At 62.2% G+C, this 14,474-nt stretch carries 14 protein-coding genes; 8 read left to right on the plus strand and 6 right to left on the minus strand.

Annotated elements, in window-relative coordinates; all coding sequences use genetic code 11:
* Window position 1: 1 nt before the first annotated feature.
* Window positions 2-448: an NUDIX hydrolase gene (locus DMX10_RS16855; RefSeq protein WP_111262144.1), complete on the minus strand. Its 447-nt coding sequence runs from the start codon at window positions 446-448 to the stop codon at window positions 2-4.
* Between the two features lie 321 nt (window positions 449-769).
* Between DMX10_RS16855 and icd the strand changes: the two genes are divergently transcribed.
* Complete coding sequence (icd, locus tag DMX10_RS16860) at window positions 770-2,026, plus strand: NADP-dependent isocitrate dehydrogenase (protein ID WP_111262145.1); 1,257 nt, start codon at window positions 770-772, stop codon at window positions 2,024-2,026.
* A 66-nt stretch (window positions 2,027-2,092) separates the two neighbouring features.
* On the opposite strand, the gene cspD is transcribed toward icd, so the two are convergent.
* Window positions 2,093-2,359, minus strand: coding sequence for a cold shock domain-containing protein CspD (gene cspD, locus DMX10_RS16865; RefSeq protein WP_111262174.1), 267 nt, complete (start codon window positions 2,357-2,359; stop codon window positions 2,093-2,095).
* 229 nt (window positions 2,360-2,588) lie between these two features.
* Between cspD and clpS the strand changes: the two genes are divergently transcribed.
* Window positions 2,589-2,951 (plus strand): ATP-dependent Clp protease adapter ClpS, encoded by a 363-nt coding sequence (clpS, locus tag DMX10_RS16870; RefSeq protein ID WP_111262146.1) that lies wholly within the window; start codon window positions 2,589-2,591, stop codon window positions 2,949-2,951.
* Between the two features lie 29 nt (window positions 2,952-2,980).
* On the plus strand, window positions 2,981-5,251 hold the full coding sequence (gene clpA, locus DMX10_RS16875; RefSeq protein WP_111262147.1) for an ATP-dependent Clp protease ATP-binding subunit ClpA: 2,271 nt from the start codon (window positions 2,981-2,983) through the stop codon (window positions 5,249-5,251).
* Window positions 5,252-5,311: 60 nt separating this feature from the next.
* On the opposite strand, the gene infA is transcribed toward clpA, so the two are convergent.
* The 4 genes from infA to trxB form a co-directional block, all read right to left on the minus strand.
* Window positions 5,312-5,530, minus strand: a complete 219-nt coding sequence (infA, locus tag DMX10_RS16880) for a translation initiation factor IF-1 (protein WP_016492441.1) — start codon at window positions 5,528-5,530, stop codon at window positions 5,312-5,314.
* A gap of 99 nt (window positions 5,531-5,629) precedes the next feature.
* Window positions 5,630-6,337, minus strand: coding sequence for an arginyltransferase (locus DMX10_RS16885; protein WP_111262148.1), 708 nt, complete (start codon window positions 6,335-6,337; stop codon window positions 5,630-5,632).
* Window positions 6,338-6,390: 53 nt separating this feature from the next.
* A complete protein-coding gene (gene aat / locus DMX10_RS16890; protein WP_111262149.1) occupies window positions 6,391-7,074 on the minus strand; it encodes a leucyl/phenylalanyl-tRNA--protein transferase in 684 nt (227 codons plus the stop codon).
* Between the two features lie 40 nt (window positions 7,075-7,114).
* On the minus strand, window positions 7,115-8,065 hold the full coding sequence (trxB, locus tag DMX10_RS16895) for a thioredoxin-disulfide reductase (protein ID WP_111262150.1): 951 nt from the start codon (window positions 8,063-8,065) through the stop codon (window positions 7,115-7,117).
* Between the two features lie 221 nt (window positions 8,066-8,286).
* Between trxB and ftsK the strand changes: the two genes are divergently transcribed.
* The 5 genes from ftsK to serS are packed head-to-tail and all read left to right on the plus strand — an operon-like array spanning window position 8,287 to window position 14,360.
* Entirely contained in the window at window positions 8,287-10,695 is a 2,409-nt protein-coding gene (gene ftsK, locus DMX10_RS16900; protein WP_111262151.1) for a DNA translocase FtsK, read from the plus strand.
* 29 nt (window positions 10,696-10,724) lie between these two features.
* On the plus strand, window positions 10,725-11,351 hold the full coding sequence (gene lolA, locus DMX10_RS16905) for an outer membrane lipoprotein chaperone LolA (protein ID WP_111262152.1): 627 nt from the start codon (window positions 10,725-10,727) through the stop codon (window positions 11,349-11,351).
* An 18-nt stretch (window positions 11,352-11,369) separates the two neighbouring features.
* The gene (locus DMX10_RS16910; RefSeq protein WP_111262153.1) at window positions 11,370-12,692 is read left to right on the plus strand and encodes a replication-associated recombination protein A; all 1,323 of its coding nucleotides are present in this window, start codon (window positions 11,370-11,372) and stop codon (window positions 12,690-12,692) included.
* Window positions 12,689-13,063, plus strand: coding sequence for a fluoride efflux transporter CrcB (gene crcB, locus DMX10_RS16915; protein WP_111262154.1), 375 nt, complete (start codon window positions 12,689-12,691; stop codon window positions 13,061-13,063). The genes DMX10_RS16910 and crcB overlap by 4 nt, the downstream gene beginning before the upstream one ends.
* Window positions 13,064-13,079: 16 nt before the next feature.
* Complete coding sequence (gene serS / locus DMX10_RS16920) at window positions 13,080-14,360, plus strand: serine--tRNA ligase (RefSeq protein WP_111262155.1); 1,281 nt, start codon at window positions 13,080-13,082, stop codon at window positions 14,358-14,360.
* The last annotated feature ends 114 nt before the right edge of the window (window positions 14,361-14,474 follow it).

Here is a 14,474-nt window from a genome sequence, read left to right on the forward strand (position 1 = left end):
ATCACGCCGGGTCGCGGATCAGGCTCAGTGGGAAGCGTTCTCCGGCCAGGTAGTCGTCGATGCAGCGGATGATCAGCGGACTGCGCCATTGTTCGCGGTGGGCCAGGAGCTCGTCACGGGTCAGCCAGCGCGGACCGATGATACCGGTGTCGAGCTCGCGCTCGGGGCAGTGGCGCAGCGGGCGCGCGGCGAAGCAGACGCGCTGGTAGGTCACGCCGTTGCTCGGAGCTGTATAGAGGTAGATGCCGGTGACGGCGGTCAACTCGACTTCCCAGCCGGTTTCCTCGAGGGTTTCGCGCAGGGCGGCCTGGATGAGACTTTCGTCGGCTTCCAAGTGGCCGGCAGGCTGGTTTAATACCGCCCGGCCATCCGATATCTCCTCGACCATCAGAAAACGGCCCTGGTCTTCTACCAGGGTGGCGACTGTGACATGGGGGGTGAAGCGCATGGGATCCTCCTCGGTGGGCGGCCAATCTTAGTCATCCGCGGAGGGGGAGGCGAGAGGAGCGGCAATCCGGAAGCAAGCTGCTAGGATGAATAGCGCTTGCTCAGGTGGCCATGTGTAGCGATGTTGTAGTTTGACTACATGCACGGCTAAAGCACAGGTTTCATGCGGGTTTAACTGCCAGCCCGCTCTGCGTGAACAAGGAAAAGTGCGTGACTTTCTGTAGAAAAACTACAAGAATGTCCCGCCTTTCCGAGACCCAAGATCCATCCGTCGCGCCGACCGCGTGATGGTTGTCAGACCACGAGAACTACGGAGTCCAGCATGGGATACCAAAAGATCCAGGTGCCTGCTACCGGTGACAAAATCACCGTCAATGCCGATATGTCCCTGAACGTCCCGAATAACCCGATCATCCCCTTCATCGAAGGTGATGGCATCGGCGTCGACATCAGCCCAGTCATGATCAAGGTGGTAGATGCCGCCGTTGCCAAGGCCTACAACGGCACTCGCAAGATCTCCTGGATGGAAGTCTACGCTGGCGAGAAGGCCACCCAGGTCTACGACCAGGACACCTGGCTGCCGAAAGAAACCCTGGAAGCGGTGCGTGACTACGTCGTTTCCATCAAAGGCCCGCTGACCACTCCGGTCGGTGGTGGCATCCGCTCCCTGAACGTGGCCCTGCGCCAGGAGCTGGATCTGTATGTTTGCCAGCGCCCCGTTCGCTGGTTCGAAGGCGTGCCCAGCCCGGTCAAGAAGCCCGGTGACGTGGACATGGTGATCTTCCGTGAGAACTCGGAAGACATCTACGCAGGCGTCGAGTGGAAAGCTGGCTCCCCTGAGGCCGAGAAGGTCATCAAGTTCCTCACCGAGGAAATGGGCGTCAAGAAGATTCGCTTCACTGAAAACTGCGGTATCGGCATCAAGCCGGTTTCCCTGGAAGGCACCAAGCGTCTCGTGCGCAAGGCCCTACAGTACGCCGTGGACAACGATCGCAGCTCCGTGACCATCGTCCACAAAGGCAACATCATGAAGTTCACCGAAGGTGCCTTCAAAGAGTGGGGCTACGAAGTCGCGCGTGAAGAGTTCGGCGCCGAGCTGCTGGATGGCGGCCCGTGGATGCAGTTCAAGAACCCGAACACCGGCAAGAACATCGTGGTGAAAGACGCCATCGCCGACGCCATGCTGCAGCAGATCCTGCTGCGTCCGGCCGAGTACGACGTGATCGCCACCCTGAACCTGAACGGTGACTACCTGTCCGACGCCCTGGCGGCCGAGGTGGGTGGGATCGGTATCGCTCCGGGTGCCAACCTGTCCGACACCATCGCCATGTTCGAAGCGACCCATGGCACTGCGCCCAAGTACGCTGGCCAGGACAAGGTCAACCCGGGCTCGGTCATCCTCTCCGCCGAGATGATGCTGCGCCACATGGGCTGGACCGAGGCTGCCGACCTGATCATCAAGGGCACCAACGGTGCCATCGCTGCGAAGACCGTGACTTACGACTTCGAGCGCCTGATGGACGGTGCCAAGCTGGTTTCCTGCTCTGGCTTCGGCGACGCCACCATCGCTCACATGTGAGACTGATGGTGTAAACAAAAAGGCCGGTCATCATGACCGGCCTTTTTTATGCCCTAAGGAATGGGCTCAAGCTTCGACCGTGCTGCCCTGGGGGAGGCTGGCAGTGGCGGCAGGTGCTTCGGAGTTTGCCGTGACCGTACTGATGTTCACGGCGTGCAGGCCTTTGGGGCCCTGGATGATATCGAAGCTTACCGGTTGGCCAGCTTTCAAGGTTTTGTAACCATCCATCTGGATGGCCGAATAATGGGCGAACAGGTCCTCATCTCGGCCGTCAGCGAGGATAAATCCATAGCCCTTGGCGTTGTTGAACCACTTGACCTTACCGCTAACCATGCTGATATCCCTCTGCAAAGGACTCCATCACTGGAGTATCATCCACTTCGACCCCGCGCCTGTTTCGACCGAATGGACGAGGGTGCGGAACCCCTGATACCCGTAGGTGGGTATCCATTGTTTGTAACACCGTTTTGCCTTTAGTCAAGGCGATGCAGCGACCAGCCGAGAAGCGGGTCAAAGTCCAAACGGCGTCTTCCTTTCGCCTATCAAGAAGCTTTATTCCAGCATGCATGCAAGCAGCCAGATTCGACTAACATTCAATCAGGATCGCCCTGGGCATCATGGGGACGACGACACGGGTCTGGTCGTCCAGGAAGCCAAGCCGATCCTTCAGGCGCCACCTATGTATAAGGTGGTCATGTTTAACGATGACTACACGCCGATGGATTTCGTCGTCGAGGTTCTTGAGGTGTTCTTCAATCACAACCGCGAAACGGCGACCAAGGTCATGCTGACCGTTCACACCGAGGGGCGGGCGGTCTGTGGGGTGTTTACACGCGATATTGCTGAAACCAAGGCTATGCAGGTGAATCAATACGCGAGAGAGAGTCAGCATCCGCTACTCTGTGAGATCGAGAAGGACGGTTAACGCCGACCGCTTGGGTATGAGGTGAAGCTATGTTAAACCGTGAGCTCGAAGTCACCCTCAATCTTGCCTTCAAGGAGGCCCGCGCCAAGCGTCATGAGTTCATGACGGTCGAGCATCTGTTGCTTGCCCTTCTTGATAACGATGCCGCTTCTGCAGTGCTGAAAGCCTGTGGCGCGAACCTGGACAAGCTGCGGCATGACCTGCAGGAATTCATTGACTCCACCACGCCGCTGATCCCTCAGCATGACGAGGACCGCGAAACCCAGCCCACGCTCGGTTTCCAGCGCGTGTTGCAGCGCGCCGTGTTCCACGTACAGAGCTCGGGCAAGCGCGAAGTCACCGGTGCCAATGTGCTGGTGGCCATCTTCAGTGAGCAGGAAAGCCAGGCGGTATTCCTGCTCAAGCAGCAGAGCGTCGCCCGTATCGATGTCGTCAACTACATCGCCCACGGCATCTCCAAGGTGCCCGGCCATGGCGAGCAGCATGATAGCGAGCAGGAAATGCAGGATGACGAAGGTGGGGAATCTTCTTCCGCTGGGCATCCGCTGGATGCCTATGCGAGCAATCTGAACGAGCTGGCGCGCCAGGGGCGCATCGATCCTCTGGTCGGGCGTGAGGCCGAGGTCGAGCGCGTGGCGCAGATCCTTGCCCGTCGCCGCAAGAACAACCCGTTGCTGGTGGGGGAGGCGGGCGTCGGCAAGACGGCCATCGCCGAGGGCCTTGCCAAGCGCATCGTCGACAATCAGGTCCCCGACCTGCTGGCCGACAGCGTCGTCTATTCGCTGGACCTTGGGGCATTGCTGGCCGGTACCAAATACCGTGGTGACTTCGAGAAGCGCTTCAAGGCGCTGCTGAACGAGCTGCGCAAGCGTCCGCACGCCATCCTCTTCATCGACGAGATCCACACCATCATCGGTGCTGGCGCAGCCTCGGGGGGGGTAATGGACGCGTCCAACCTGCTGAAGCCGCTGCTCTCTTCCGGCGAGATCCGCTGCATCGGCTCCACAACCTTCCAAGAGTTCCGTGGCATCTTCGAGAAGGACCGCGCCCTCGCGCGGCGCTTCCAGAAGGTCGATGTTACCGAGCCTTCCGTTGAGGACACCGTCGGCATCCTCCGTGGCCTGAAGGGGCGCTTCGAGCAGCACCACCATATCGAATACAGCGATGAGGCGTTGCGTGCGGCTGCGGAGCTCGCGGCGCGCTACATCAACGACCGTCATATGCCCGACAAGGCCATCGACGTCATCGACGAGGCGGGCGCCTACCAGCGCTTGCAGCCCGAAGACAAGCGTGCTCCGCGTATCGATGTTGCCCAGGTCGAGGACATCGTCGCCAAGATCGCGCGGATTCCTCCGAAGCACGTCACCAGCTCCGATAAGGAGTTGCTGCGCAACCTCGAGCGCGACCTGAAGCTGACGGTATTCGGCCAGGATGCGGCCATCGACTCCCTGTCGACTGCCATCAAGCTGTCCCGGGCAGGTCTCAAGTCGCCGGACAAGCCTGTGGGTTCCTTCCTCTTCGCCGGCCCCACCGGTGTCGGCAAGACCGAGGTCGCTCGCCAGTTGGCCAAGGCCATGGGGATCGAGCTGGTGCGCTTCGACATGTCCGAGTACATGGAGCGGCACACTGTTTCGCGCCTCATCGGTGCGCCTCCGGGGTACGTCGGTTTCGATCAGGGTGGATTACTCACCGAAGCCATCACCAAAATGCCGCACTGCGTCCTTCTGCTCGACGAGATCGAGAAGGCGCATCCCGAGGTCTTCAACCTGCTTCTGCAGGTCATGGATCACGGTACGCTCACTGACAACAACGGCCGCAAGGCAGACTTCCGTAATGTCATCGTGATCATGACCACCAACGCGGGGGCTGAAACCGCTTCGCGCGCTTCCATCGGCTTCACTCATCAGGACCACTCGTCCGATGCGATGGAAGTGATCAAGAAGAGTTTCACGCCGGAGTTCCGCAACCGCCTGGACACCATCATCCAGTTCGGTCGCCTCACTCACGAAACCATCAAGAGCGTCGTCGACAAGTTCCTGACCGAGCTGCAGGCGCAGTTGGAAGACAAGCGCGTTCAACTGGTCGTCAGTGACGAGGCGCGTAGTTGGCTGGGTGAGCGTGGCTATGACGCGCAGATGGGGGCTCGACCCATGGCGCGCCTGATTCAGGACAAGATCAAGCGGCCGCTGGCGGAGCAGATCCTGTTTGGTGAGTTGGCCGAGCACGGTGGCGTGGTCCACATCGACGTGAAGGACGATGAGCTCGAGTTCGACTTCGAGACCACTGCTGAAATGGCCTGATGCTGATGTGGAGAAACGCAAAAAGCCCGGCGATTGCCGGGCTTTTTATTGTTTGCCTGATTAGCGGGCGCGGTAGGTGATGCGGCCTTTGCTCAGGTCGTAGGGGGTCAGCTCGACGCGAACCTTGTCACCGGTAAGGATGCGGATGTAGTTCTTGCGCATCTTGCCGGAAATATGCGCGGTGACGACGTGCCCGTTTTCCAACTCCACGCGGAACATGGTGTTGGGCAGGGTATCGATGACAGTGCCTTCCATTTCGAAGCTGTCTTCTTTCGACATGCAGTAAAGCCCTCGGTATCAATGATTGGCCGGGTGCAAACGGCGCCTGGCAAAAACGGCGTGCATTGTGCCCGAAAAATGCATCGTAAGCCAAGGGTTTCAGGTGAGGGTGACCCAGCGCTGATTGACGAAGAGCTCAATGGGGCGGTATTGGGTCTTGTAGTTCATCTTCCTGCAGTTCTTGATCCAGTAGCCGAGATAGACCGCCTGGAGGCCCAGGCGCAAGGTCTCGCCGATCTGCCAGAGGATGGCGAAGCGGCCGAGGCTGCGGCGCTCTTCCGATGGGTCGTAGAAGGTGTAGACGGCGGAGAGGCCGTTGGGCAGGACGTCGGTCACGGCGATCGCGACCAGTCGACTCTCCAGGCGGAATTCGTAGAAGCGCGAGAAAGGCAGGTCGCGGACCAGGAAGGTGGAAAACTGATCGCGACTTGGTGGGTACATGTCGCCGTCGGCATGGCGCTCCTCGATGTAGCGCACATAGAGGGCGTAATACTCTTCGTTGAATGCTGGGCGCACGGCACGGACTTCGATGTCGGTGTTGCGCTTGAGTATGCGTCGCTGCTGACGGCTGGGTGCAAAGGCTTCGGCGGGGATGCGGGCCGGTACGCAGGCTGTGCAGCGTTGGCAATGTGGGCGGTAGAGGTGGTCGCCACTACGGCGGAAACCCATTTCCGAGAGCTCGGCGTAGACCTCCACATCCATCGGCTGGCTGGGATCGAGAAACAGTGTGGTGGCCTGTTCCTCGGGCAGGTAGCTGCAAGGATGCGGTTGAGTGGCATAGAACTTCAGGCGAGCCAGCTCGGTCATGGTCGAATCTCGAAAAAGCCTTCCGCAAGTGTAAGCCAGGCTTGGCGACTCGCCTAGGCGACAACCCAGTTGGCGCTGTTGGGTTGGTCGAGATAAAGCTGGAGGTAGCGCGAGAACTTCTCACGGGTGATCGAGCGGGCGCCGAAGCTGTGCAGGTGCTGGGTCGGCATCTGGCAGTCGATGAGCACGAAGCCCCAGTCGTTGAGGTGTCGGGTGAGGGTCACGAACCCGACCTTGGAAGCGTTATCGGTGCGGCTGAACATGGATTCGCCGAAGAACAGCTTGCCCATGGCGAGCCCGTACAGGCCGCCGACCAGTTCGTCATCCAGCCAGACCTCGACCGAGTGGGCGATGCCGCGGCGATGCAGTTCCAGATAGGCGGCCTGCATCGGCGTGGTGATCCAGGTGCCATCGGTGTAGCTGCGTGGCCCGGCGCAAGCCTCGATGACGGCGGCGAAACACTGGTCGAAGGTGACGCGGAAGCGTTGCTGGCGGATCAGCTTGGCGAGGCTGCGGGAAACGTGCACCTCCTGTGGGGGTAGAACGGTGCGCGGGTCGGGTGACCACCAGAGGATCGGCTGGCCATCCTGGAACCAGGGAAAGCAGCCGTGGCGATAGGCTTGGACCAATCGTTCGGGGGACAGGTCGCCGCCGGCCGCCAGCAGTCCGTTGGGCTCGCGGAGGGCGCGCTCGAGGGGCGGGAAGGTGAGGTTTTCGCGGCTAAGCCAGGTCAGCATGGGAAGGGGAGGGCGGCGTGAGGTGCGCCGCCCCTGCGCCTCAGTTGTCGTCGAGGAATTTTTCGGCATCCAGCGCGGCCATGCAGCCGGCGCCTGCCGAGGTGATCGCCTGGCGATAGACGTGGTCGGCCACGTCGCCAGCGGCGAAAACGCCCTCGATGCTGCTGGCGGTGGCATTGCCTTCGGAGCCGCCGCGGACCACCAGGTAGCCGTCACGCATTTCCAGTTGGCCCTGGAACAGTTCGGTGTTGGGCTTGTGGCCGATGGCGATGAAGACGCCGGCCAGGGGCATTTCCTTGGTTTCGCCGTTGGTGGTGTCTTTCAGTCGGACGCCGGTCACGCCGGTGGCGTCGCCCAGCACCTCTTCCAGGGTGTGGTTCCAGTGCAGGCGCACATTGCCGTTCTTGGCTTTCTCGAACAGTTTGTCCTGGAGGATCTTCTCCGAGCGCAGCTTGTCGCGGCGGTGGATCAGGTGGACTTCCTTGGCGATATTGGAAAGGTAGAGGGCTTCCTCGACGGCGGTGTTGCCGCCGCCGATCACGCAGACCACCTGGTTGCGGTAGAAGAAGCCGTCGCAGGTGGCGCAGGCCGAGACGCCCTTGCCGGCGAAGGCTTCCTCGGACGGCAGGCCCAGGTACTGGGCGGAGGCGCCGGTGGCGATGATCAGTGCATCGCAGCTATAGGTTCCGCTGTCGCCCTTGAGAATGAACGGGCGTTGCTGCAACTCGGCGGTATGGATGTGGTCGTAGACGATCTCGGTGTCGAAGCGTTCGGCGTGCTTCTGCATGCGCTCCATCAGGGCGGGGCCGGTGAGGCCTTCGACGTCACCCGGCCAGTTGTCGACCTCGGTGGTGATGGTGAGTTGGCCGCCCGGCTGGATGCCGGTGATGACAACGGGTTTGAGGTTGGCGCGGGCGGCATACACGGCAGCGGTGTAACCGGCTGGGCCGGAGCCCAGGATGATCAGGCGTGAATGCTTGACGTCGCTCATAAAAAGGCCTCATAAGTCTTTGTCACAAAAGAGAATGCATGCTCAAATTGAGCGCTGCGCAAGATGCTGGCGGCTATGCTACACCGAAGCACGAATCAGCCGCAAAACGCCCCGCGGCCAGGGCGGACGCTGTGGCGCCGGGCGGTTAAACCCGTACAATGGGCGGCATTTCCGCCAGTAACCGATTCTTGAACGCGCCAAGGGCGCAGGAAAAAAGGCGTTTGAAGAATTCCACGAGTACTGCCCAGACGCCCGTCTGGCGCCAGCAACTGCATTACCGCCTCAAGGAAGGTGCGCTGATCGCGCTGGGCGCGTTGTGCCTCTACCTGTGGATGGCGTTGCTCACCTACGACTCTTCCGATCCGGGCTGGACCCACACCAGCAATGTCGAGCAGGTACAGAACGCCGCAGGCCGCCTGGGCGCCTGGTTCGCCGACATCCTCTTCATGGCCCTGGGCTACTTCGCCTACATCTTCCCGTTGCTGCTTGCGATCAAGACGCTGCAGGTGTTTCGTCATCGCCACCAGGCCATCGACTGGAGTGGCTGGCTGTTCTCCTGGCGCCTGATCGGGCTCGTCTTCCTGGTGCTTTCGGGTGCCGCGTTGGCCGATATCCACTTCCAGGACAGCGTCGGCATGCCTGCATCCGCCGGCGGTGCGCTGGGCGAAAGCCTCAGCCACCTGGCGGTCAACGCCCTGAACGTGCAGGGCAGCACACTGATGTTCTTCGCCCTGTTCCTCTTCGGCCTGACGGTGTTCACCGACCTGTCGTGGTTCAAGGTGATGGACCTGACCGGCAAGATCACTCTCGACCTGGTCGAACTGATCCAGAGCCTGATCAACCGCTGGTGGAGTGCGCGTGCCGAGCGCAAGCAGCTCGTGGCCAAGCTGCGCGAGGTGGATGACCGCGTCAACGAGGTCGCCGCGCCCGTGGTTCGCGACAGTCGCGAGCAGGCGAAGGTCAAGGAGCGCCTGATCGAGCGCGAAGAAGCCCTGGCCAAGCACATGATCGAGCGCGACAAGCGTCCGGCACCGGTCATCACCCCCCCCGCGCCGGCCAAGGCTGCCGAGCCCAGCAAGCGCGTGCAGAAGGAGAAGCAGGTCCCTCTGTTCGTCGATAGCGCCGTAGAGGGCACCCTGCCGCCGATCTCCATCCTCGATGTGGCCGAGAAGAAGCAGAAGAGCTACTCCCCCGAATCCCTCGAGGCCATGTCACGCCTGCTGGAGATCAAGCTCAAGGAGTTCGGCGTCGAAGTGATAGTCGAATCCGTGCACCCGGGCCCCGTGATCACCCGTTTCGAGATCCAGCCCGCCGCAGGCGTCAAGGTCAGTCGTATCTCCAACCTGGCCAAGGACCTGGCGCGCTCCCTCGCCGTGATCAGCGTCCGCGTGGTGGAGGTCATTCCCGGCAAGACCACCGTGGGCATCGAAATTCCCAACGAAGACCGCCAGATCGTGCGCTTCTCCGAAGTGCTGTCCTCGACCGAGTACGACGAGGCCAAGTCGCCGGTCACCATGGCCCTCGGCCACGACATCGGTGGGCGCCCGGTGATCACCGACCTGGCCCGCATGCCGCACCTGCTGGTGGCCGGTACCACTGGCTCCGGTAAGTCCGTGGGCGTCAACGCCATGATCCTGTCGATCCTGTTCAAGTCCACGCCCGAGCAGGCGAGGCTGATCATGATCGACCCGAAGATGCTCGAACTGTCGATCTACGAAGGCATTCCGCACCTGCTGTGCCCGGTCGTGACCGACATGAAGGAAGCCGCCAACGCGCTGCGCTGGAGCGTCGCCGAGATGGAGCGGCGCTACAAGCTGATGGCCGCCATGGGCGTGCGCAACCTGGCGGGCTTCAACCGTAAGGTCAAGGACGCGGAGGAGGCCGGCACGCCGCTGACCGACCCGCTCTATCGCCGCGAGAGCATGGAAGACGAAGCGCCGCTGCTGAAGCAACTGCCGACCATCGTGGTGATCGTCGACGAATTCGCCGACATGATGATGATCGTCGGCAAGAAGGTGGAAGAGCTGATCGCCCGTATCGCGCAGAAGGCACGTGCGGCGGGCATCCACCTGATCCTCGCCACCCAGCGCCCCTCGGTGGACGTGATCACCGGCCTGATCAAGGCCAACATCCCGACCCGCATGGCCTTCCAGGTCTCCAGCAAGATCGACTCGCGCACCATCCTCGATCAGGGCGGCGCCGAGCAACTGCTGGGCCACGGCGACATGCTCTACCTGCCGCCGGGCACCGGCTTGCCGATCCGTGTCCACGGCGCCTTCGTCTCCGACGACGAGGTGCATCGCGTGGTCGAGGCCTGGAAGCTGCGTGGCGCTCCCGACTACATCGAAGACATTCTCGCGGGCGTCGACGAGGGTAGTGGTGGCTCCAGCGGCGGCTTCGATGGCGGTGAGGGCGGTGAAGGCAGTGAGGAAGACCCGCTCTACGACGAGGCCGTGCGCTTCGTCACCGAGAGCCGCCGCGCGTCCATCTCCGCGGTACAGCGCAAGCTCAAGATCGGCTACAACCGCGCCGCCCGAATGATCGAGGCGATGGAGATGGCCGGCGTGGTCACGCCCATGAACACCAACGGCTCGCGTGACGTGATCGCGCCGGGCCCGGTTCGCGACTAACCCTGAACGGAATTCTGATGAGGACCCCCATGCGACTGATCCGCATGCTGCTCGTTGCCGCACTGAGCCTTGGTGCCATGCAGGCCCAGGCTGATGACCAGGTGGCCATCGCCCGCCTGACCGAAATGCTCAACAAGGCCCAGACCATCACCGGTCGCTTTTCCCAGCTGACCCTCGATGGTTCCGGTACCCAGTTGCAGGAAACCTCCGGCGAGCTCGCCCTCAAGCGCCCGGGCCTGTTCCGCTGGCACACCGACGAGCCGATGGAGCAATTGCTGGTTTCCAATGGACAGAAGGTCTGGCTGTATGACCCGGACCTGGAACAGGTCACGATTCAGACCCTTGATCAGCGCCTCACGCATACGCCGGCGCTGCTGCTGTCCGGCGATGTGTCCAAGATCAGCGAGAACTTCGAGATCAGCCACAAGGAAGGGGGCGACGTGGTCGACTTCATCCTCAAGCCGAAGGCCAAGGACACCTTGTTCGACACCCTGCGTCTGTCCTTCCGCAATGGCGTGATCAACGACATGCAACTGATCGACAGCGTCGGCCAGCGCACCAACATCCTCTTCCTCGGCGTGAAGATGAACCAGTCCATCGACGCCGCCCAGTTCGACTTCAAGGTTCCGGAAGGCGCCGACGTCATCCAGGAATAAGAGGTTTCACGCGTACCCATGGACCTGTTCCGTTCCGAGCCCATCGCCCAGCCCCTGGCCGCGCGCCTGCGTGCCAACAGCCTGGACGAGTACGTTGGCCAGGAGCACCTGCTGGCGCCGGGCAAGCCCCTGCGTGAGGCGCTGGAGCAGGGGGCGTTGCACTCGATGATCTTCTGGGGGCCGCCCGGGGTGGGCAAGACCACCCTGGCCAAGCTTCTGGCCCAGGTCAGCGATGCCCATTTCGAGACGATTTCCGCGGTGCTCTCCGGCGTCAAGGAAATCCGCCAGTCGGTGGAGATGGCCAAGCAGCAGGCCGCCCAATACGGGCGCCGCACCATCCTCTTCGTCGACGAGGTGCATCGCTTCAACAAATCCCAGCAGGATGCCTTCCTTCCCTATGTCGAGGACGGCACGCTGATTTTCATCGGTGCCACCACCGAGAATCCTTCGTTCGAGCTGAACAACGCGTTGCTTTCCCGTGCCCGGGTCTATGTGCTCAAGAGCCTGGACGAAGCGGCACTGCGCCGTCTCGTCGATCGGGCGCTGAACGAGGACAAGGGGCTCGGCAAGCGAAAGCTGCGCCTGCCTGATGAGAGCTTCGCGATCCTGGTAGCGGCAGCCGACGGCGATGGCCGGCGCTTGCTCAACCTGCTGGAGAATGCGGCGGACCTCGCCGAGGACGACAGCGAGATCGCCCCCGAGCTGCTGCAAAATCTGCTCGGTGACAGCCGTCGTCGTTTCGACAAGGGTGGCGAGGCCTTTTACGACCAGATTTCCGCGCTGCACAAGTCGGTGCGTGGCTCCAGCCCCGACGGTGCGCTTTATTGGTATGCGCGCATGATCGACGGTGGCTGCGACCCGCTCTACATCGCGCGCCGCGTGGTGCGCATGGCCAGCGAAGACATCGGCAATGCCGACCCCCGTGCCTTGAGCCTGTGCCTGGCCGCCTGGGATGTGCAGGAGCGCCTCGGCAGTCCGGAAGGTGAATTGGCGGTGGCCCAGGCCATCGTCTACCTGGCCTGCGCGCCGAAGAGCAACGCTGTCTACACCGCCTTCAAGGCGGCCATGCGTGATGTCGCCGAGAATGGTTCCCACGAGGTGCCGCTGCACCTGCGCAATGCGCCGACCAAGCTGATGAAGCAGCTCGGCTACGGCGACGAATATCGCTACGCCCATGATGAGCCGGATGCCTATGCTGCGGGCGAGGACTACTTCCCAGAGAAGCTCGAGCCCCGCCAGTACTACCAGCCTGTGCCTCGGGGGCTGGAGCTGAAGATTCGCGACAAGCTCGATCACCTGGCTGGGCTCGATGCGCGCAGCCCCAGAAGGAGAAGGCCTTGAGCCCCTTGATTCTCTCGGTGTCCCTGGGGGGTATCGTCGGCACCCTCCTGCGTTTCGCCACGGGCAACTGGGTGGCTGCCCACTGGCCTCGTTACTTCTACGCCGGTACTCTTGCCGTCAATATCGTCGGCTGCCTGCTCATCGGCTTTCTCTACGGCCTGTTCCTCCAGCGTCCTGAAGTGCCTGTGGAGATCCGTGCCGGGCTCATGGTCGGTTTCCTGGGCGGCCTGACGACGTTTTCATCCTTTTCCCTGGACACGCTGCGCTTGCTGGAAAGCGGCCAGCTGCCCCTGGCCTTTGGCTATGTGGCGGTGAGCGTGCTGGGAGGCCTGCTCGCGACCTGGGCCGGCCTGACACTGACCAAATTCTGATAGACGGGAACCTCACATGCTCGATTCCAAACTGGTACGCACCCAGACCCAGGACGTGGCCGATCGCCTCGCCACCCGTGGCTTCCAACTGGACGTGGCGCGCCTCGAATCTCTGGAGAACCAGCGTAAGTCCGTGCAGACCCGCACTGAGCAGCTGCAGGCCGAGCGCAACAGTCGCTCCAAGGCCATTGGCCAGGCCAAGCAGCGCGGCGAGGACATCGCGCCGCTGCTGGCCGATGTCGACCGCATGGGGACCGAGCTGGAAGAGGGCAAGCGCGAACTGGAGAGCATCCAGGCCGAACTGGACAACCTGCTGCTGAACATCCCCAACCTGCCGGACGCCTCCGTACCCGTGGGCGAGGATGAAGATGGCAACGTCGAGGTCCGCCGCTGGGGTACACCGCGCAGCTTCGATTTCGAGATCAAGGACCACGTGAGCCTGGGTGAAATCCATGGCTGGCTGGACTTCGAGACCGCCGCCAAGCTCTCCGGTGCACGCTTCGCCTTGCTGCGCGGCCCCATCGCCCGCCTGCACCGCGCCCTGGCGCAGTTCATGATCAACCTGCATACCGCCGAGCACGGCTACGAAGAGGCCTATACCCCTTACCTGGTCCAGGCCCCGGCACTGCAAGGCACCGGCCAGTTGCCCAAGTTCGAGGAAGACCTGTTCAAGATCGGTCGCGAGGACGAAGCGGATCTGTACCTGATCCCTACCGCCGAAGTGTCCCTGACCAACATCGTCGCCGGTGAAATCCTCGACGTGAAGCAGCTGCCGTTGAAGTTCGTCGCCCACACCCCCTGCTTCCGCAGCGAAGCGGGCGCTTCCGGTCGCGACACGCGCGGCATGATCCGCCAGCACCAGTTCGACAAGGTCGAGATGGTGCAGATCGTCGAGCCGTCCAAGTCCTTTGAGGCACTGGAAGGCCTGACCGCCAATGCCGAGAAGGTCCTGCAACTGCTGGAGCTGCCGTATCGCGTTCTCGCCCTGTGCACCGGCGACATGGGCTTTGGCGCGACCAAGACCTACGACCTGGAGGTCTGGGTGCCGAGCCAGGACAAGTACCGCGAGATTTCCTCCTGCTCCAACTGTGGTGACTTCCAGGCCCGCCGTATGCAGGCTCGCTACCGCAACCCGGAAACCGGCAAGCCCGAGCTCGTGCACACCCTCAACGGCTCCGGCCTGGCCGTCGGCCGTACCCTGGTAGCCGTGTTGGAGAACTACCAGCAGGCGGATGGTTCCATTCGCGTGCCGGACGTCCTCAAACCCTACATGGGCGGTATCGAAATCATCGGTTGATCCTCGCCGCCCCGCGTGCGCGGGAGCGGTTCGAGCTTTCCCGAGCGCCCGCGTTCCGGCTCCTGCCGGATGCGGGCGTCGTTTTCCACGGCAACCACTGCAGCAAGGCGCTCC

Source organism: Pseudomonas sp. 57B-090624, from assembly GCF_003234055.1.
In the GTDB taxonomy this organism is placed as follows: domain Bacteria; phylum Pseudomonadota; class Gammaproteobacteria; order Pseudomonadales; family Pseudomonadaceae; genus Metapseudomonas; species Metapseudomonas tohonis.